An 18,139-nucleotide genomic window follows, 5' to 3' on the forward strand; every position below is an offset into this window, starting at 1 on the left:
TGGTGGTTGAAATACCCGTGCCGCGTCGGCGTCGGGTGTGTGCTGGGGTGTCCGGTGCCATCACCGATCACGCATTCCAGGTGGGATGGACTTGAGCCGGCGCAGGTAGGCGTCTTCCGCCACAGCCGCCTTGCTGGCGCATTCCTGGGCCTGCCTGCCCAGGGTGTGCAACAGGCTGATCTGCATGTTCAGCGTGATGCGCTGAAGCTCGATCGCGTGCAGCTCGGCCAGTAAGTTGACCGGCGTGCCGGTGCTCGCCATCAATTCCTGCCACAGGGCTACGCCCATGGCTGAGCGGTCGTGCTTGCGCCAGCGCAAAAACGCCGTTCCTGCGCCAGTGGTTTGTTGGGCCAACTCCACGGGCAGCAGGTGGAAGGGATGCCCGACTGCCTGTTGCAGCACCTGCCGCTGAGCCAAGCCAATCAACTCGTCGCGCATGGCGAAGCACTGGCTGGCCCAGGCCTCAAGATCCCCCTTACCCTTAAAAGGCTTTAAAAGGCCTTTTAGAGAGGCCGCGTGTTCCAGCTTCACGAAGGCAGCCTGTTGCAGGCCCTGGAAGTAGCGGGGTTCGCGGTTCGGATCGCTCATGCCTGCTCGCCCTTGATCTCGCCGACGCCGACCTCGGGCACCGCGCCGGTGGCGGCCTCGTCGTTGGGGGCAGGCGCTGCAGCAGGACTCTCGACACGCTGTTGCAGGCCACGGCGCACGATGGGCGGCGCGAACTTCGAGCGGTGCGTGCCTTCCAGCACGTCCTGCGGCAGTTCGCCGAATTTCTCCAGCGCCGCCCGTGCTGCGGCGTTCTTTGACACGAAGTCGTCGCGCGTACAGCCCGAATAGCGGTATTGCTGGGCCAGCGAGAACAGGCTGCGCAGTGCATGGGCGCCCTCGTTGAGCCAGCGCTCCAAGGTGCTGCGGTCGATGAGCGCCGTGTGATGGGCGAGGATCAGTTTGCGGGCGATGTCGTCGTAGTCGGCCAGCAGATAGACGGCGGCAAAGCCGAGCTGCGCATTGACGAACAGCGGCAACTTGACGGGTTGCACGTTGAGGTTCTCGCCCAGGCTGAGTGCCGGCGGTACGCTTGCCAGCGCCTGATCCACCTGCTCGCGCAGCGCTTGCAGCGTGGTCTTGGTCTGGTCGAGCTTGACCTCGATGCGCAGCATCCACCAATCCGAGTACGGGTCGTCCTGCTCCGAACCGCGCCGCATCTTGTTCATTTGGGCGATGTAGCCGTTCAGGCCGACGATGCCCGGTCGCCCCTCGGCGGCGGCACGGCCATGCCAGATGCGCGAAGCGTGGTGGGTGTGAAGCGTCAGCGACATCGCGCTGCGCAGGGAGCCGAGATTCAGTTGCAGAGATTCATTGGTTGCCATGGTGTCCGCTCGTTGTGGGGAAAGGAGCGGTCAGCTTCGGCAGGAAGCGGAAGGCCGTCAGTCAACAAACCGAAACCTGCCAGACCCCGGTTCAGCGCGTGGTGGCCGCCTGCGGCGCGAGCTATCCCCAGGGGATAGCTCCAAGGAGCGCCAGCGAACGCTGCACGTCAGGATCAGGACGGACAAGGCCGATGCTGCGGCAGATGTTCGAGGCGAGGCCTGCGACTGCACGGCATCCGCCCCAACGGTGGAACTATCCCCAGGGGATAGCTCTACTGGCATCCATGGGCGTCCACTTCACCGCCTTGCCGGCCTGCTCACTTGCTGGCGAGCAGATTTCGCAGCCGCTCGATGTGCTGCCTGGCGACTTCTGGTGGCACCGGCTTACCCTGCGTTTGGGTCGGCGGTGCGGGTGGTGGCCGTTCGTTTGGTTGAGTGGGTGCCGGTGGCGGGTCTTTCTTTGCCCAGGCATTGAACTCACCGTGGATGGCCCGCTGGATGATGCCGAACAGATACCCTGCGGGATTGCGGATGCCGGGGTTGCTACAACGCGCGGCCCATTCGTCCAGCACGTCCTGCCTCAGCGAGGGATCAACTTGCTGCAATGCCACCTTGGCACCCGCCTGCTGTTCCGCCTTCAGTTGTGCAAAGCGCTTGGGCCATTGCAGATCGCCCAGCGCGCGCGCCTGCGCAGTAGTACGTATTTCATTAATACAACTACTACGTACTGTACGGGCCTGCTTCGGATTCCGAAGAGAGACGTCTGGCGCGGGTTTCAGCCCTGCTTCGGAATCCGTAGCGGGTCGTTCACGATTCCGAAGAAGGCTCGGAGCCCCTTCTTCGGAATCGTGAATGGCGTCTTCCTGTGGATAACTTTCGCAGGCCGTGGGGTTCTGGTTGGCGAGACGTTCGGCCATCACCTGCAACCGTGACGGGAGGGTGCGTCCGGCCAGTAATGGGTCTTCGCCGATTTCCTTGAGCGTGTGCAGGCCCACGATCTGCACGGCCTTGGCAGAATGGCCGAGCGCCTGGCTGACGAGTTGCAGGTAGTCCGGGTCGAGCTGCATGGCCTCGAACGGTGTCAGGGGTTCGTCGTGCAGCACGTACAGATTGCCGAGGATGCGGCCGGTCTTGGGGTCGCGCCGTCGCCGAACCAGGCTCAGCCAGCGGGTCAGGCGCATCAGTGTCAGCGCCCGTGCCACGGTTTCATGCGAGGCCTGGCCTGCGCAGGGCATGGACGCTAGCCAGGGGCGCAACTGCTCGTAGGTGGGAAATGCGGTCACGCCATCGTCGTTGAGCATCAGTCGGAACACTTGCCAGGCGTTTCGTTCCAGCGGCGTCAGGCGGCGGTCGAGGAACAACTTGCGTGGCACCGTCTCGTGCCGGTTGCCACTGAACAGGAAAGCATCGCCGGAGGTGGGCGTGGGCGACTGTGCAGGTGTAGACGCAGGTGCGCTGGGGGCGGGCTTGGGCGCAAGGTCTTTCAGCGCAGCATCGAACAGTTCTGCCAGTGCGATGGGGCCTTGGCGTAGGGCTCGTGGTGCGGTGTCGTCCACGGCCATGACTCACGCCAATCCCTGATCGACCCAGCTCTTGATCGAGGCCCAGACCACCGACAGAGGCAGCGACATTCCTTCGGCCAAGTCCATGGCGGCATCGAGGATGGAAGTGTCATCTTCGAGATCGACGGTTCTGCTGTTGGTCACGGCCTTCCATTGCCGCCACAGCTCCGTGTCCTGCTCCTCGTCCAGCACGGGGTGCCGGCCCTTGCGCTTGGGCAGACCGAGGATTTCACGGCGAAGCGCTACTTCCTGATGCGTCAAGCCATAGAACTTGCTGACCATCTCCGTGCTCGCGCCCAGCCTGAGCATGCGATCGACCGTGGCGATTTCCTTCTCCACGTCCTGCGCCTGCTGGAGCAGCCGCCGCAGCACTTCGCGGTTGACCGTCACTGAGCACCAGGAGACGTTGGCGTTGGCCAGCACGCTGATCAGCGCAGGATGCTTGAGGGCGTCCAGCTCTGCCTCGCCAAACCCCATCAGTTTGCAGCGGCGCAGTTGCCCATTGCGCAGGTCATAGAGGGCCTGGGCGATGACAGCCTGGTTGAGCGGGTGTGCTGTGGACATGCTGGCCTCCCTCGCTTAGGTTCCAGAGTCCGCAGCGCCGGCTTCGAGATCGAGCAGGCGGCGGGCCAGTCGCAGCAGGCGGAACAGCTTGACCAGCGCGGTGTCGCTCAATCGTCGGGTTACGTCGCCCTGGCCGTGCAGCAGCGCCGGCAGGTCGATGACGAGTTGCCCGTTGTCCAGACCGACGTCGGCGGGCTGCTGACCGGCCAGGCAAGCCAACAGCGCATGGACGGCACGGCCCTTTGGCGCCAGGCTTGAGGTATGGGCACGGCAGGCGAAGCCGATGCCTTCTGGACGGTCATCGATGCACTCGCCCAGGTGTGCCTCGCCCGCAATCTCGCGGGCAAACTGCGCGACGTGGATGCGCAGGTGCTCGGGTGTGTCCAGGCCGGGGGCGATGTACCAGACATCCGAGATCGGATAGAGCCCACCAGCCTGCACCGGGATGGACTGCAAGACATTCGCCGAGAAGTCGTGCGGCAGTGCATCGCCCAACTGGTCGGCGACCATGCGCTGGATGGACTCAAGCCGTTCCGTTGTCGGCGCCGGCGAGACGATGTGCTCCTGAAGCCGGTCGCCATCTGTCGCCGGGCTGACCGCGTCCGAATGACTGGCTTCCGCGTCGCTCTCGCCCGTCGAGGGAGTTGCCGTCGGCCTCGCAGCAGGTGGCGCAGTATCGGCAGGTGGGCGCGCAATGGCCTCTGGCTCTGGCAGGGCAGGCGGCGTCGAGGGCGGCGTCGGCTCGCTGACCAAGGCGCGCTGGCGGCTCTCGGATTCGGTCATGTCCAGAGCGAGCACGTCGTAATCAACACCCAGCAATTCGGTCATCTGGCCGATCAGCTCGTCCTGTATGCGCTGCGCAGAGAACTCGTCGGCCTGGACATCGAATTGCGACAGCACTTCCTGAAAGAACTCGTCGAAGTCCTGAACCAGTGAGCGGCCTTTGGCGTAATGCGCCCAGGTGCGCTCGCAGGCCTTGCGCATGACCGACAACCGCTCGACCTGGTGACGCCCCAGGCCGGCGTAGAGCACGGTCGGGATTGCGGGCAGCAGGTAGCGTACTGCGTCGGCCATCCGGCTGATGTGCGACTGCTGCACGGGGTATCCGTCGGCGGCCAGGCGGCGGGCCAGCTCGGACTGGCTCAGGGTGGAGCCGCTTTCCAGTTCGTAGAATTCGCGCGCTTTCTCGACGCCCAAAGCCCGCTCGATGAAGGTGAGGCCACCGCGCAGTTCGTTTTCCGCAAGATGCCCGGTGAGCGCGACGATCTCGCCACGCTCGGGCCACGGGCGGAACAGGCATGAGACCCGAAAAAATCGTTCGTCCTTGGTCTCCGACCAGAGTTCGCGCAGGATTGCCAGTCGCGTGTTGCCGCCATTACGGATGATGTAGTGATCGTCGCCGGGCCGCCGGGTGATGGCCGGAGCCGCGTCCAGACCACGCTCGCGGATGGATGCCTTGATTTCCTCGTACACCGGATTGCGCTTCTTGCGCGGGTCGTGGTCGTAGGGGCGCAATTGGTCGAGCGTCACGACCATGGGCGTGTCGGCGATCGGGTCGCTCAAGGTCGTTGCTGACGGGCCGCTGCGCTCGAACCCGGACGCAAGCAGTTTGCCGGCCATCTGCTGGGAAGTGATCTCAGTCATGGCCGCCCCCCTGCGCTTGGGATCGGGTCTCGCGCTCGGCGCGACGGATCTGCGCACGGGCGTTGAGGGCTGCCCGGTGATCGCTGGCCGTCGAACTGGTGTAGATCGCGGCGCAGCCTGACTTGGTGAACTTGAGGTGACCGCCCGCCGTGCGCTTGACGTGCCAGCCTTCGCCCACGGCGAACTCGATCAGGGCGCGCAGCCGGCTGTGACCTCGGGCCAGTTCATGTGCGTTGGCCATGGGGCCTCCTGGTATCAAGAGGCTGTGGCGGACGGCCGGACACTGCGGCAAATCGATCCTGCCACTGCGGGAGCAATTCGCCGGCAAGATCGCGCATGGTGGCGAGCGCGGCGGGAGCGACTCTGCCCACTGGCTGGCGGTACTCGACCCGATGCACCGGCAGGCCGCGCGTAGCAGCACGCGGATAAGCCTCAATGGCCGGCACGTCGGTAGCCAACACACGGATGTCAGCATGGTCCTGGAACAGATCGCGCAGCGCCTGCTGGATCAGGCGGGCGTTGGCGGACACCGGATGGACGCGGTTGATGAGCAGATGCAGCGGCGGCGGCGCGATGCCCAGCTGCCGGTACGGTGCAATGTCCTCCAGCAACTGCATGGTGCCGCGCCGCAGCTCGCGGGCGGCGAGAATTTCCGGGGTCACGGGTGACAGTGCGAGGTCGGAGGCCAGCACCGCCATCTCCAGCAGCACCGAGCGCGCGCCCTGGGTGTCGATCAGCACCAGGTCGTAGAGGGGATTGAGCGCCGGAAGCAGATGCCGCAGCCGCAAGCGCCCGTCCGGCGCGTGCAGCAGCAAAGTGTTCAGTTCGCCTCGGTGGTCGTTGGAGAGCACCAAGTCCAGGCCCGCGATGATCGTGCGGGACACAAGCTGGTCGAGGTCGCGCTCGTTGAAGGCCAGCAATTCATAGATACCGCCCGGCGCGCGGTGAGCCAGCTCATAGTATGAGGACAAGGTGGGCTGCACATCGAGGTCGAGCAGCAGCACGCGCAGTCCGGCGTCCGCAGCGAGACCGCCGAGGTTCGCAGCGGTGGTAGTCTTGCCGACCCCACCTTTGGTTGAAATGATGGATACGACCTGCATGGCGTTCTCCGTGTCAAGATGAAAAGTCCGCGGGAGAACGGGTCAGGCCCGGTTGTTGACGCGCTCGTCGATCCACTGATCGATTTCGATGGAGTCCCAGCCCACGGCGCGCACGCCCAGACGCAGGGCCTGCGGGAACTGGCGTTTCTTCATCAGGTTGTAGATGTGGGCGCGCTTGAAACCTGATTTCGCTTCGACTTCTTCCAAGCGCAGGATGCGGCGCTCGTTTGGCTGCAGTACAGATGTTTGCGACATGGCAGTCACTCCTGAACGCTCAGCGGCGTTTGTTGGCGTGACCTCTATTCAATAGACACGGCTGCGAAAAGACATTGCAAATGCAATCTCCGCGACTGCACATACAAGCTGGCAAATCTCAGCGGGAGGCGCTACGCAGCCGGCGCCTGGCGGTGGCAAACTTACCGTTCAATGTCCGCTCCGCGATGCCCATGGCGCCGCTGTGATGGGCGACCAGCGCGCTGACCACGGCCTCCTGCGTCTTGAAGCTGGAGTACGGCGTGCCCGATGGCGACTGGCCGAGCATCAGCTCCAACAGGCCGCCAACGATGTTCAGGTAGGTGGCCTCGGCTCGATCACTGATCGGACACTGCGCGCATGCCGGAATCACCGTGGGCTGCTTGAGCAGCGCGTCATGCTTGTCCTGCAACTCGCGAAGCTGACGTTTGGTCTGTTCCAGGACGGATTTCAAAGCCTGGCGTTCGACCAGCATGGCTTGCCCTGTTTCCAGAGAGATGAAGGGATGGGTGATGCGCTCGCTGCGGGAGAAGAGAAAGCCGGGCCGCTGCTCGGGGTAGTGCTGGCGCATCCAGCACTTCAGATCGACATGGCGCACCGTCAGATCAGGCGATTCGATCAACGTGGTGTCGCGCGTCGTGATGCCGTGCTGCCCGAAGGGCAGTTCCCCGTTGAGGATGCCGTCATAGATGCGGTCGGTGTACAGCCGCAGTTCGCCCAAACGTGGGCAGTCCAGCGACTGCGGCAGATTCATCGGCGACGAGACCGAAGCCAGAATCACCTGCTCGTATCGCAGCAGTCCGGCCCAGCGGATGGACGCTTCGAGCGGGCGGTAGAACACCTTTGATGTTGGTGCATCATTTTTGTTCTCGTGCATGCTCCGTCTCCTTCCAGGAGAAGAACTACAGGGCCGACTGCTTTTGCAGCCGTCCCCATGGTCGGCCTGTTGTCCGCGCAAGACGCGAGTGATGACGCCCGCTTTTGATTACTTCTGATCAGTTCGCGCAACGAGTAGGCGTTGTGTGCTCGATGTACAAAAATCCATTGAGCACAAGAAAAGCGAGCGTCCGTCGCGGCTCGACAGTGACGCTTGCGCTATCAGGATCGTGAGAAGTGGCGGTTCACGCAAAACCGTATCGGTATGGTCTGATACGGCAGCGGTTTGAAAAAGCTGCGAGCGGTCGGAATCTATTGATCGGGGCTTGGGATTGGCTGCGGAAATCCGCTGGCGTCATATCCGATCAGGATACTGATATAGCGAGATAGCATCACAGAGAAGTCGCCTATGGTGACTGCCAAGCGCAGATTCGACGCTAAACACTGCCTGCCAATACTTGGAAATCGCGAGTTGGCGGGTGGTCATGCAACGATCGACCTATTGGTTCCCTGCTTGGACCTTGACCGGACGGGCTGCCGTCCGGCCTCAGCTCAACGGGCGACCAGATCTTCGGGCGTATCAACCAACATTGCCGTTTTTACCAGGCGCTCTACAGTCTGCCTGGCCAGCACCGGAGATACTTCCGATTGCTCTGCAAGCTCATCGGTTTCTATGGCATGTGCGGCGACCAGTCGAGCTGCAAGATGCAGGTTGGTCGGATCGACTGCCTCGATGACTGGACACTTGCCCAGGGCATCGTATGGCCGCAGCAGTGCGTGATAGATGTGCCAGGTGTCGATGCCGCGCGGCACCAGCTTCAGGACAGCCTGAATCAGCTTGCGTTTGATGGGGTCGAGTTGCCAGTCCGGGACGCGCTGTCCACGGTGACCCAGATGGATCGACAGGAGATTGCCAGCCTGAATCTCGTAAGTGATCCAGCGGCGGGACTTGCCAACCAGCTTGGCGTAGTCGGCCACCGACAGGTTGTGGGATGCCTCGAACATCTCCAGCAATTGCAAGCGCTCGCGCTGCACCTCTGACAGCGTGGGTCGCGCGTACTCGGGCAGATGCACCGCCGAAAGTCGATAGACGGAAGCTGGAACCGCTGGCGCATCCGGTGCAGGCGCAACGATCAACTGAGGGGCGTTTGGATTCAGGGCGGGCGGCTGCGCTGCCGCCTGTCCGGCAATCGTGGGCAGACCCTGCAGCGTGATGGTCAGGTGCGTGCTGGCAACTTCGAGCTGATTCTGCTCGAACAAGTCCAGGCGGTCGGCCCAGTCTTGCATCATGACGCGGCGCTGCTCGACGTACTCGGCGTGGTTGTAGGTCGCGCTGATCCGATCCGGATCGGCATGCGAGAGTTGGGCGTCTACCCACTTGGGCGGATAGCCCAATTCATTGAGCGCGGTCGATACGGTGGCGCGAACGCCGTGCCCAGTGAGCTGATCTTCATAGCCCATGCGCTTGAGCGCGCCATTGAGCGTGTTCTCGCTGAGAGGTTTTTTCAGGCACCAATCACCGGGGATGAGATAGACCTGCGCTGGCTTCAGATTTCCCAGCAGATGACGAACGACTTCTTGTGCCTGCAACGACAGTGGCACGATGTACGGCGGGATGTCGGCGAAACGCTGGCGCTTCTTCTTGGTGAGCTGCTTGCGTTGCTTGAGCCTGACAACCGGGATGATCCACAGACCGCGCTCCAGATCGAACTGATCGGGCGTGGCGTAGCGCAATTCACCGGTGCGCACGCCCGTGAGCAGCAGCAGACGTAGACCCAGTTGCGTATTCAGGCGGCCGCTGTACTTGCGCAACGTCTGCAGCATGGCCGGCAGTTCGGGCATGCGCAAAAAGGGGTTGTTCTCCACCGGCGGCAGCGGCATCGCCACCACATCCAAATCCTTGGCCGGGTTGTCGCCCATGTTGGGCACCACCACCGAGGCGTAGGTGAATAGCTGGCTGAACCAGGTGCGCAGCTTCTCGGCGACCGACAGCGAGCCACGTTTTTCCACTCTGCCGATGATGTCCAGCAGGTGGGCGCGAGTGACGTCGTAGACGGTCAGGTGGCGCAATACGGGAAACACATCCTTGGCGAAGACGCGCCCGATCTGTTTGGGCGTGCTCTGGCGGCCCTCATTTTCCAGAGAGAGGCTGCGGTGGGCCAGCCATTTGTCGTAGATGGCCTGGAAGGTGTGCTCGCCCGCCAGGACAATCACGTGGCGTTTGCGCTTGCGTTCCGAATGCGGGTTGATGTCCTTGGCCAGCATGGCCCGGGCCTCGTCGCGCAGATGACGGGCATCTTTCAGGGAAAGCGCGGGATAGCCGCCGAAGGACATGCGCTCGCGCTTGCCGCCCCAAGTGAAGCGGAAGTGCCAGGCCTTGAAGCCGGTGGCTGAGATATGGAAGTAGAGACCGTCGAAATCGACAAGCGAATACGCCTTGCCGGTCACCTTGGCCTGTCGAACCTGGAGGTCTGAAAGCATGAGCCCAACTCCTGCGAAACGAGTTGGATGCCATGTTCCCGACGGAACCCCGGCTCCTCCAGCAACAATACGGTTTTGGGAACCTCCGCATTGCCAATGTACCACTCAACGTACCAGTTGGAACCGGCTGTGAGTGGATTTCGCTGGATGTCAGTGGATCGATATTGGGTGAAAATCCTCAATCCTGACAATGACTTACGACGTTCCCTGGCGTTCGGCGGAAGACCCTGGAAAGTCGAAGTGGAGCGGGCGAAGGGAATCGAACCCTCGTCATGAGCTTGGGAAGCTCAGGTAATGCCATTATACGACGCCCGCTCGGACGGCTTTTGCGGCCAGGGCGCCTTTTTACCAGATGCGCGGCGGCAGGTGAAGCCCGGGGCGGGGTTTTTGTTGATTTCGCTGGGTTTTTCCGCCAGGGGAGCGGGGCTCCCCGTGGCGGTGGCGGTTAGCTGGCGAGGGCGGCGAGGGGGACGCTGGCGCCGTTGGGCTGGGGGCGGTAGATCGGGTTGAGCGGCTGCGTGCGCTGCGGGCGGAGGAAGGCCAGCAGGGCGTCCTGGGTCTGTTGCCAGGCGGCCTTGTGCTCGACGTCGATGAAGTGGCCGGCATTGCGGATGGTGTGGAATTCCGCGCCGCGGATCAGTTGGCCGAACTGGCGGGCTTCGTGGGGCGTGGTGTAGATGTCCAACTCGCCGTTCATGAACAGCACCGGGATCTCGATGCCGGCGAAGCTCTCGGTATAGCTATCGGCGTTCAGGCGCAGCACTTCGCGGATATGGAAGTGCATCTGGTGGTATTCGTGCTCGTCCAGGCTGCTGACGTGGCGGAAGTTGTAGCGCTTGAACAGTTGCGGCAGGTAGCGGCCGATGGTTTCGTTGACCAGGTTGCCGACCTGGGTGCGATCGCAGGCGGCGAGGTAGTCGAGGCCGCGATGCAGGTAGTCGAGCATGGCCGGGTTGAGCTGAGGCGAGAATGAGTTGACCACCGCCCTGCGGATCCGTCCGGGACGCTGCGCCAGGGCCAGCAGGGTGGCGACGCCGCCCCACGAGAACGACATCACCACGTCGGCGCGGAAGCGTTCGATCAGTTCCAGCAGGATCCTGGCCTCGCATTCCTTGCTGATCGGCGTGCGGTTTTCGTTATGGGGTTTGGACTGGCCGGCATACGGCTGGTCGTAGAGCACCACGTTGTAATGCGGCTGCAGGTACTTCACGGTCTGGGCGAAGGACGCTGTGGTCGACAGCGAGCCGTTGACCAGGATGATGGTCTGCTGCGCCGAGGGGTTGCCGTAGAACTCGGTGTGAATCCTGTATTGCCCGTGGATCTCGATGATGGCTGTTTCCGGCCTCATGTCGCTTCCTCCTGGAATCGTTCGATGGGAACGCGGCGACCTGCTTGTCGCGGCGAATACAAAATGCTCATGGGCAGATGAAAGCGCCTCCCAATGACAGTTGAATGTCATTCGGATGGATTTAATAAACTTTTAATTTTCAACGACTTACAGGCAAATAGAGTTCGTCCGAAACCCTTTCGGGTCTTGGCGATGCAGCTATTGGCCGGGCAGGAAAGGCCGGCGCCGAAGCGCGGGCAGTCACGCGGGCTTTCTTGGAAGTCGTTTGTGACCGATCGGTCACAACGTGAGCGTCAGTTAAGCAGCCGGCGTGCCGGGCTGCAAGCCCTGTTTCGCTTGTGGATGGGGGAAGAAGGGAAGGAATCCGACGAAATGCCGCCGGGCAAGCGCCGATGCCGCGATTTCGGGGGGCCGGGAAGGAGAGGGGCGGCGCGGCCGCCGCCCCGGCGGTTCACTTGAGCAGGCTGGCGATGACTTCCGGCGTGCGTGCCGCACGTGCCACGGCGCAGCTCTGCGGAGCGAGGAAGCGCGAGGTTTCCAGCCACTTCGGCTGTGGGTAGTAGGCGAACACGTAGCTGCCGCGCTTGAGGGTGTTGATCAGCCGGGCGGCCACGGCCGGGCGTACCGCAGGGCAGCCCTGGCTGCGGCCCAGGCGGCCGAGCCCGGGAACCACCCTGGGATCGGCGTAGGCGGCGGAGTGCATGACGATGGCGCGTTCTTCGCTCTTGTCGTTGAAACCCGGCTCCAGGCCAACCAGGCGCAGCGACTGGCCGTGCTTGCCGGTATAGAGCTGGCCGGTCTGGAACAGCCCGATCGACGACTGGTAGCTGTTCGGCCGGTTGGAGAAGGAGGTGGCAAGGTCATCGCCGCTGTTCTTGCCGTGGGTCACCCACTCTTCGAAGAGCAGCTTGCGGGCCTTCAGGTCGAATACCCAGAGGCGCTTGTCGCGCGACGGCCGCGAGTAGTCGATCACCGTCAGCAGGCCGTTGTCGCCACCCTGGCTCGCACTCGCGCAGGCATAGGCGGTGAGGGCCAGTTCGAGGGTCGGCAGGCTGGCCTGGGGAGCGAGTTTCTGAAGGTCCTTGGCGGAGGGAAGTGGCATGGCGAACACCGGCCCGCTGGCCAGTGCGCAAAGGGTGGCGCCCGCCAGGCTCAGCCTGCGCAGGGCGGCACGGAGGAAGGTTGGCATACGAGCAGTATTCCCATCGGTTCAGTGTGGTTTTTACCGGATGAGAGGCATTGTGCTCGATTTTTGAACAACTTGCCGACTACTTTTTAAGCGATTTCGTCGGATTGTTCGGTGTTTCCGTGGCGATCACCGTGAAATCGGAGTCGCTGTGGGTGTCCCGGGTCGAGGCCCAGTCGGTGATCACCAGGGTACTGCCGACGTCCATGGCGCTCAGCATTTCGCGGACGAAGGTCGGGTCCATGCGGATCTTGCCCAGTTGCTCGGAGGGTGTCAGGCCCTGTCCCGGGTTGCTCACCTGGACCACCGACCAGCGCAGGTTCGGCGAGGTCTCGCCGATTTCGTCCAGGGTCGGCTTTTCCAGCAGCGAGAACACTGCCATGCCGGTTTGCGGGCGTGCCGGCAACTGCACCGGTGCGGTGCCTATGCGCTGGCCGCCGCGGTAGACATAGGCGCGCTGGTCGGCGCGGCTGATCAGCACCGACAACGGACCGCGCTCCGCGCCGGGGTCGTTCCAGGCGATCTCTCCGGGCTCTACCGGCAGCGTCACCGGTCGCCCGTCCGCTACCGTCGGCGCCAGCAGGCCGGGGTGGTCGACTTCCTTCGGCGCGCTGCTGGCGTTGGAAATGATTACCGTGGTGGAGCTGAATCCGGTGATGCCGTAGAGCTTCTTGGCGAACGCCATGGGCAGGCGGATGCAGCCGTGGGAGGCGGGATAGCCGGGCAGGTTGCCGGCGTGCAGGGCGATGCCGTCCCAGGTAAGGCGCTGCATGTAGGGCATGGGCGCGCTGTTGTAGAGGTCGGACTTGTGGTCGACGCTCTTTTGCAGGATCGAGAACACTCCGGTCGGGGTCTCCCGGCCCTTCTTGCCGGAGCTGAGGGTGCTGACCCCGATGGCGATACCGTTGCGGTAGATGTAGGCCTTCTGTTCGGTAAGGCTGACCACGATGGTCACCGGTCCCTGCGGGGAAACCTCCGGGTACCAGAGGTACTCGCCGGGCTTCATGCTCTTCAGCCGCGCCTTGATGTCGGCCGGCGGCAAAGGCGCGTTCGCTGGGCTGGCGGGCGCCGCGTGGAGGCTGCCGACGGCGAAGGCCAGCAGCAGTACGGCAAGGGATCTTTTCATCGGCGCTTTCTCTTGCTCCATGCGGGAAAGGCTGTCGCTCCGACAGACGCCATTCAGCTTAGCGTCGCTCGCGACGGCCGGCCAAACCCCTGCGGTCCGGCCTCTTTCGGTGGACAGGCGGCGGGCGGCGGGGTTTCACACCGAACAGATTTCTTCAGCATTCAGGGGGCGCCAGGCACCCGGCGGCAACTGCGGGTCGAGACAAATATCGCCCATGCGCTCGCGGTGCAGGCGCAGCACCTTGTTGTCGAAGTGGCCGAACATGCGCTTGACCTGGTGATAGCGGCCTTCGTGCAGGGTCAGGCGGGCGCACCGTGGGCCGATCGGTTCGAGCTGCGCGGGGAGGGTGATCAGGTCTTCGAAGCGGAAGTGGAGGCCGGCGGCGAAGGCATCCACGTAGCGTTGGTCGATGGGCGCCTCGGTTTCCACGTAGTAGACCTTGTCGCGCCGGCTGCCCGGCAGGGTCAGGCGGCGCGACCACTGGCCGTCGTTGGTCAGCAGCATCAGGCCGGTGGTGTTGTAGTCGAGACGACCGCCAATGTGCAGGTCGTCGCGCTGGTCTTCCGGGAACAGATCGAGGACGGTCGGGTGTTGCGGGTCGCGGGTGGCGCTGACGCAGCCCATCGGTTTGTGCAGCATGTAGTAGCGCGCCGGCTTGCCAGCCTGGAGCAGCTGCTCGTCCAGTTCCACCCGGCTGAAGACACGCACTTCGTGGGTGCCGTCGCGCACCACCTGGCCGTCCACGCGCAGGCGTCCACCGGCGATCAGCATCTGGGCGTCGCGGCGGCTGAGTTCGGGCAGGTTGGCGAGGAAGCGGTCCAGGCGCATCAGTCGTCGGCGTCGGGCGGCAATAGTTGCGCGCAGCGCGGGCAGAGGCAGGCACGGCGGCGCAGCTCGGCGGGAATCCGCTCCAGCGCGGCCGCATCGATTTCCGTGGTGAAGCACCAGCAAGCCTGGGCGGCGCTAGCGGGATCGGCCAGGGTGCAGCGGTTGGATTGCTGGCACAGCGGGCAGCGGCCGGGGTCGATTTCGCTGTTCATGGCGCGGTGGATGGCTGGCGGGTGCCCAGGGTGCAGCGCCCGGCGCGCGGATGCAAGCATCGCGCGCCGGGCGGGGCGTTTCAGCGGCGAACGGCGTTGGTGATCCAGGGCTCCAGGCGCTGGCCGAAGCTGAGGTGCAGTTCCAGCGGCGCTAGCCGGTAGTTTTGTCCGTCGACCTTGGCGAATACCGCGTGCCATTGTCGTGGCACGTTGATCGCGGCGAGGTCGGTACGGCTGATGTAGCCGCCGACCAGCGTCCTGCCTTCGTCGACCGCGGACCAGGGACGCACCCGGCCCTTGACGATGGCGTAGCGCTGGCGCTCGGGGTAGCGCTGGCGCAGGGCGGCCAGGTCGAGGCCGGCGTCGACGATGAACAGTCGGCTGGCCTCTCCCTGCTCATGCTTCAGTTGGTGGCGAGCGGCTTCCATCTGGCTGGACAGCATTTCGTCCTTGGGCAGGGCCTTGTTGCGGGCGCGGGCCTCGGCCAGGCGCTCCTCGGCCAGGCGTACTTCGCGGCGATAGGCCGGGCCGTCGAGCTCCAGGACCAGCAGCACCTGTTTTTCCTGTTGGCGGCGGTAGCGCCGTACGCTCTCTTCGTCGAGCGCGTCCGGGATGCTGAAACCGAGGGCGCGCATCTGCTCGGGCGGCAGCGGGGGCGCGAGGTCATTGGGCGGCTCGCCGTTCGGCGAGCGAAGCTCCAGGCGCAGTTCGACGCCACTGTTCTCTTCGCTCCAGAAGCCGTAGGACCAGTTGCGCTGGAGTTCGCGCTGACTGAGCACCAGCTTGCTTTCGGCCTCGCCGGACCGGTTCCAGGCGACGCCACCGAGGGCGGCCAGGTTCGCCGCCAGCAGCAGGAGGCTGCCGGCGATCAGGGCGTTGCGACGGTTGCGATTCATGCGTCAGTCCTCGCGGCGATGCCCAGGGGCGTGCGCAGGCGGCGCAGGACCAGCAGGATCAGCAAGGCGCTGAGGCCGAGCACCAGGAAGAACAGGTACTTCGGCATCGCTTCCCACCACCAGTCGAAGAACTTGGTGTAGAGGAAGATGACGAAGAAGGTGATCCCGGTATTGCTCACGTCGGCCCAGTTGCGTCGCGCGCCGAGCCAGATCACCAGGGCGGCGGCGACGAAGCCGGCGACCTGGTAGAGCCCCTCGATGAGCGCCGACGGTAACGCCAGGTAGCTGCCTGAGCCCCAGTTGGCCAGCACCAGCATCGGCAGGAACAGGCCGAGCAGGGCGAACACCCGGTAGATCACGGCGAAGCCGCTGAAGTTGCGCTGCTCGAAGCACAGCGGCACGGCGAAGATCAGCGCGGCGGCGGGGAAGAAGTTCTCCGGTCGCTCGCCTACGCTCAGCCAGTAGCCGCCGCCCCAGGTGCCGACGCGCGCGGCGATGAAACCCATCACGCAGAGGATCGCCGCCGCCAGCAGCAGGCGGGCGTTGCACAGGTAGGCCAGGAGCAGGGCGTAGAGCGCCCAGGGCACCAGGGCCAGGTCGCTGGGGGTGACGTTGAATATCTGCCCGAGCATGGTCAGGTCGAGGACGAAGCAGGCGAACGCGACCATCGCCGCCAGCTTGCTGAAGTAGCCAGAGGTGTCCTTGGCCTGGACCCAGAGTGTGGCGAAGAACGCGACGAAGGCGCTGCCGACCAGGATCGCCACCTGGGCGACGGTAGGGAACAGGCCCCAGAAGCGATAGAACAGCAGGAACACGCTGGCGGCGAAGGCCAGGGCGCCGAAGAACGAGGCCACCCGCATGCCCAGCGAAAGTTGCTGGCTGCGCAGGTCGTGGTCGATGTCGAAACGGTCGCGGTAGCTGTCCAGCAGGGCCAGGTGATAGTCGGCGAGTTGCCGGGCCTGGGTCGGTTCGAGGCGGAACGCCTGCTCCTGGTCGAGGCGTTGCAGCTCGCGCTGGAACACCAGGATGTCGTTGGCGCGCTGCTGTGCCTGGGCGCGGTCGATGGGTTGCATGCATGCTCCTTGAGCCTTGCCGGCGGTGCCGACAGTCCTTGATCCGCGCACTCTACCGAGAAACGCCGGCGGCGGTCACGCCCTGGAGGGGCCTGTCGTTGGTCGGATTCAGGGAATTTCCGTTTTTCCCTTCGGTCTCTAGTGCAGCCGGGTTGCAACCGCCGCAACCGGCTTCCCGCTCCATCGGGATCTTGTCCAGGCGTGGTTCGGCTGCGTTCTGCGATGAAGGAGAATGCTGATGGTCATGCGATTGATCGGGCTGCTGCCGGCGGCCTTCCTGGGGAGCGGTTGCAGCGGGGGGCCGGGCGCCTGCGTCGAACTGGACTTCGACCAGGGTTACTACGGCTACCATCGCGGCGGCCCGCCCCATTGTCCTCCAGGCCAGGCCAAGAAAGGCTGGTGCTGAGCCCGCTCCCTTTTCCCGAGTCTTCACGTCGTATGCGCGCCTCGTAGCGTCGCCGGTCGTCCGGCTGGCGGCGGGGCCGCAGGAGGCTGCCATGTGGCGCACATTCCTGAGAGTCCCGCTTCTTCTGCTTCTCGCCAGCCTGGGTGGCTGCGCGGTGTATGACTACGACTACGATGACGGCGACTGGCGCCGCTATCGCGGCCAGCCCTACGCCTACGAAGTGCCACGCTATCGCGTCTACGACGATGGCTGGCGTAGCGAACGGCGCTACTACTCGACGCGCTACTACGACCAACGCTACTACCCGGCGCCACGCCGCTACGATGGCCACCGCGACTACCGGCGCGAGCAATATCGCTACCCGCAGCGCCACCACGAATCGCGCCCGGCCCATCGCGGCGAGCGGCATCCGGGCAACTGGCAGCGCGGTGGCCAGCCGCAATGGCGCGGGCATTCTCCGCAACGCTGGCAGCAACACGGTGGGCAGGATCGTCCGCGGCACCGGGGCCAGCAGGGCGGGGCGCCTCGCTGGCGCAACTGAGGTGCGCAAGCAAAGACGGCGCCTGCGGGCGCCGTCGTGCTTTCCAGTCGAAAGTGCGGACCCTCTTGGCGCATTTGCTCGGCACACTCTGCCGATACCGAAACGAGGAGGTTCCCATGAGTCATTTTCTGTCGTTCGCCAAGGGCGCCCTGGCGATGTTCTGGCTCGTCGCGCTGGTCAACCTGGCCTACCCGCTGGGCGAGTTGCATCGACCGATCCTGCTGTTGTCCGGCGTGCTGGTGCTGGTCCATGCCGCCGAGATCCTGCTGCTCAACGGGCGTCTCAAGGCGCGCCCGGCACCTTGGCTGGAGCGCCTCCAGGTGCTGCTGTTCGGCGTCCTGCACCTGCGTAGCCTCGGCTGATTTACCCAGGCTTTACTCTCGCCGCGGGCACCGCCCGCGCGCCGCGCAGTCCGATGTGCAGGTTCCGGAACAGGCAATCCTCCCGCATCCGCAGGAGAGGCCGGAACCGCACAGGAGGCGCCATGCGTCGTTTGCTTTCCCTGCTGATCCTCGTCCTGCCGCTGTCGGCCTGCGTGGTCTACGACCGCGACGACCACCGGCATCGTCCCGACTACCGCTACGAGCGCTATCACGACCGCGACCGTGACAACCGCGGGCGCGACTGGAACCGTTCCTGGCAGGAGCGCCGCGACGACGCTCGCTGGCGCTGAG

At 64.4% G+C, this 18,139-nt stretch carries 21 protein-coding genes and 1 tRNA gene; 4 read left to right on the forward strand and 18 right to left on the reverse strand.

The window, feature by feature from the left end:
- Positions 1-60 precede the first annotated feature (60 nt).
- The 18 genes from VQ065_RS07515 to VQ065_RS07600 form a co-directional block, all read right to left on the reverse strand.
- Positions 61-588: a DUF3158 family protein gene (locus VQ065_RS07515; RefSeq protein WP_003158611.1), complete on the reverse strand. Its 528-nt coding sequence runs from the start codon at positions 586-588 to the stop codon at positions 61-63.
- Entirely contained in the window at positions 585-1,370 is a 786-nt protein-coding gene (locus VQ065_RS07520) for a PFL_4669 family integrating conjugative element protein (RefSeq protein ID WP_003158610.1), read from the reverse strand. Before VQ065_RS07520 ends, VQ065_RS07515 begins: the two co-directional genes overlap by 4 nt.
- Before the next feature lie 317 nt (positions 1,371-1,687).
- Complete coding sequence (locus VQ065_RS07525) at positions 1,688-2,932, reverse strand: STY4528 family pathogenicity island replication protein (protein WP_003158609.1); 1,245 nt, start codon at positions 2,930-2,932, stop codon at positions 1,688-1,690.
- Between the two features lie 3 nt (positions 2,933-2,935).
- Positions 2,936-3,496 (reverse strand): DUF2857 domain-containing protein, encoded by a 561-nt coding sequence (locus VQ065_RS07530; RefSeq protein ID WP_003158608.1) that lies wholly within the window; start codon positions 3,494-3,496, stop codon positions 2,936-2,938.
- Between the two features lie 15 nt (positions 3,497-3,511).
- Complete coding sequence (locus tag VQ065_RS07535) at positions 3,512-5,140, reverse strand: ParB family protein (RefSeq protein ID WP_003158607.1); 1,629 nt, start codon at positions 5,138-5,140, stop codon at positions 3,512-3,514.
- Positions 5,133-5,381 carry a hypothetical protein gene (locus VQ065_RS07540; RefSeq protein WP_003158606.1) on the reverse strand — a complete coding sequence of 83 codons (249 nt, stop codon included), beginning with the start codon at positions 5,379-5,381 and terminating at the stop codon, positions 5,133-5,135. The genes VQ065_RS07535 and VQ065_RS07540 overlap by 8 nt, the downstream gene beginning before the upstream one ends.
- Entirely contained in the window at positions 5,365-6,240 is an 876-nt protein-coding gene (locus VQ065_RS07545; RefSeq protein ID WP_003158605.1) for a ParA family protein, read from the reverse strand. The genes VQ065_RS07540 and VQ065_RS07545 overlap by 17 nt, the downstream gene beginning before the upstream one ends.
- A 42-nt stretch (positions 6,241-6,282) precedes the next feature.
- A complete protein-coding gene (locus VQ065_RS07550; RefSeq protein WP_003158604.1) occupies positions 6,283-6,495 on the reverse strand; it encodes an AlpA family transcriptional regulator in 213 nt (70 codons plus the stop codon).
- A gap of 118 nt (positions 6,496-6,613) precedes the next feature.
- Positions 6,614-7,369: a hypothetical protein gene (locus tag VQ065_RS07555; RefSeq protein WP_003158603.1), complete on the reverse strand. Its 756-nt coding sequence runs from the start codon at positions 7,367-7,369 to the stop codon at positions 6,614-6,616.
- A gap of 551 nt (positions 7,370-7,920) precedes the next feature.
- Positions 7,921-9,849: a tyrosine-type recombinase/integrase gene (locus VQ065_RS07560; protein WP_003158602.1), complete on the reverse strand. Its 1,929-nt coding sequence runs from the start codon at positions 9,847-9,849 to the stop codon at positions 7,921-7,923.
- A gap of 241 nt (positions 9,850-10,090) precedes the next feature.
- Positions 10,091-10,164, reverse strand: a tRNA-Gly gene (locus VQ065_RS07565).
- A 130-nt stretch (positions 10,165-10,294) separates the two neighbouring features.
- Positions 10,295-11,197: a (R)-3-hydroxydecanoyl-ACP:CoA transacylase gene (gene phaG, locus VQ065_RS07570; RefSeq protein ID WP_003085447.1), complete on the reverse strand. Its 903-nt coding sequence runs from the start codon at positions 11,195-11,197 to the stop codon at positions 10,295-10,297.
- 451 nt (positions 11,198-11,648) lie between these two features.
- Positions 11,649-12,386 carry a murein L,D-transpeptidase catalytic domain family protein gene (locus VQ065_RS07575; protein WP_003085453.1) on the reverse strand — a complete coding sequence of 246 codons (738 nt, stop codon included), beginning with the start codon at positions 12,384-12,386 and terminating at the stop codon, positions 11,649-11,651.
- Between the two features lie 79 nt (positions 12,387-12,465).
- Positions 12,466-13,509: a L,D-transpeptidase gene (locus VQ065_RS07580; protein ID WP_003134392.1), complete on the reverse strand. Its 1,044-nt coding sequence runs from the start codon at positions 13,507-13,509 to the stop codon at positions 12,466-12,468.
- A 135-nt stretch (positions 13,510-13,644) separates the two neighbouring features.
- Entirely contained in the window at positions 13,645-14,337 is a 693-nt protein-coding gene (locus VQ065_RS07585; protein WP_003085458.1) for a pseudouridine synthase, read from the reverse strand.
- Positions 14,337-14,549 (reverse strand): cysteine-rich CWC family protein, encoded by a 213-nt coding sequence (locus tag VQ065_RS07590; protein WP_003085460.1) that lies wholly within the window; start codon positions 14,547-14,549, stop codon positions 14,337-14,339. The genes VQ065_RS07585 and VQ065_RS07590 overlap by 1 nt, the downstream gene beginning before the upstream one ends.
- Before the next feature lie 80 nt (positions 14,550-14,629).
- A complete protein-coding gene (locus tag VQ065_RS07595; protein ID WP_003085462.1) occupies positions 14,630-15,445 on the reverse strand; it encodes a DUF4824 family protein in 816 nt (271 codons plus the stop codon).
- On the reverse strand, positions 15,442-16,518 hold the full coding sequence (locus VQ065_RS07600) for a DUF2157 domain-containing protein (protein WP_003085464.1): 1,077 nt from the start codon (positions 16,516-16,518) through the stop codon (positions 15,442-15,444). The genes VQ065_RS07595 and VQ065_RS07600 overlap by 4 nt, the downstream gene beginning before the upstream one ends.
- A gap of 232 nt (positions 16,519-16,750) precedes the next feature.
- Here VQ065_RS07600 and VQ065_RS07605 point away from each other — a divergent pair, with 232 nt between their 5' ends.
- From VQ065_RS07605 to VQ065_RS07620, 4 genes are all read left to right on the forward strand, one after another.
- Entirely contained in the window at positions 16,751-16,924 is a 174-nt protein-coding gene (locus tag VQ065_RS07605) for a hypothetical protein (RefSeq protein WP_009878032.1), read from the forward strand.
- Between the two features lie 91 nt (positions 16,925-17,015).
- Positions 17,016-17,465 (forward strand): hypothetical protein, encoded by a 450-nt coding sequence (locus tag VQ065_RS07610; RefSeq protein WP_003085474.1) that lies wholly within the window; start codon positions 17,016-17,018, stop codon positions 17,463-17,465.
- 116 nt (positions 17,466-17,581) lie between these two features.
- On the forward strand, positions 17,582-17,827 hold the full coding sequence (locus VQ065_RS07615) for a DUF1145 domain-containing protein (protein WP_003085479.1): 246 nt from the start codon (positions 17,582-17,584) through the stop codon (positions 17,825-17,827).
- Positions 17,828-17,949: 122 nt separating this feature from the next.
- On the forward strand, positions 17,950-18,138 hold the full coding sequence (locus VQ065_RS07620) for a hypothetical protein (RefSeq protein WP_003085482.1): 189 nt from the start codon (positions 17,950-17,952) through the stop codon (positions 18,136-18,138).
- The last annotated feature ends 1 nt before the right edge of the window (position 18,139 follow it).

The organism is Pseudomonas sp. KBN10P06128 (genome assembly GCF_037574945.1).
GTDB classification, from domain to species: domain Bacteria; phylum Pseudomonadota; class Gammaproteobacteria; order Pseudomonadales; family Pseudomonadaceae; genus Pseudomonas; species Pseudomonas aeruginosa.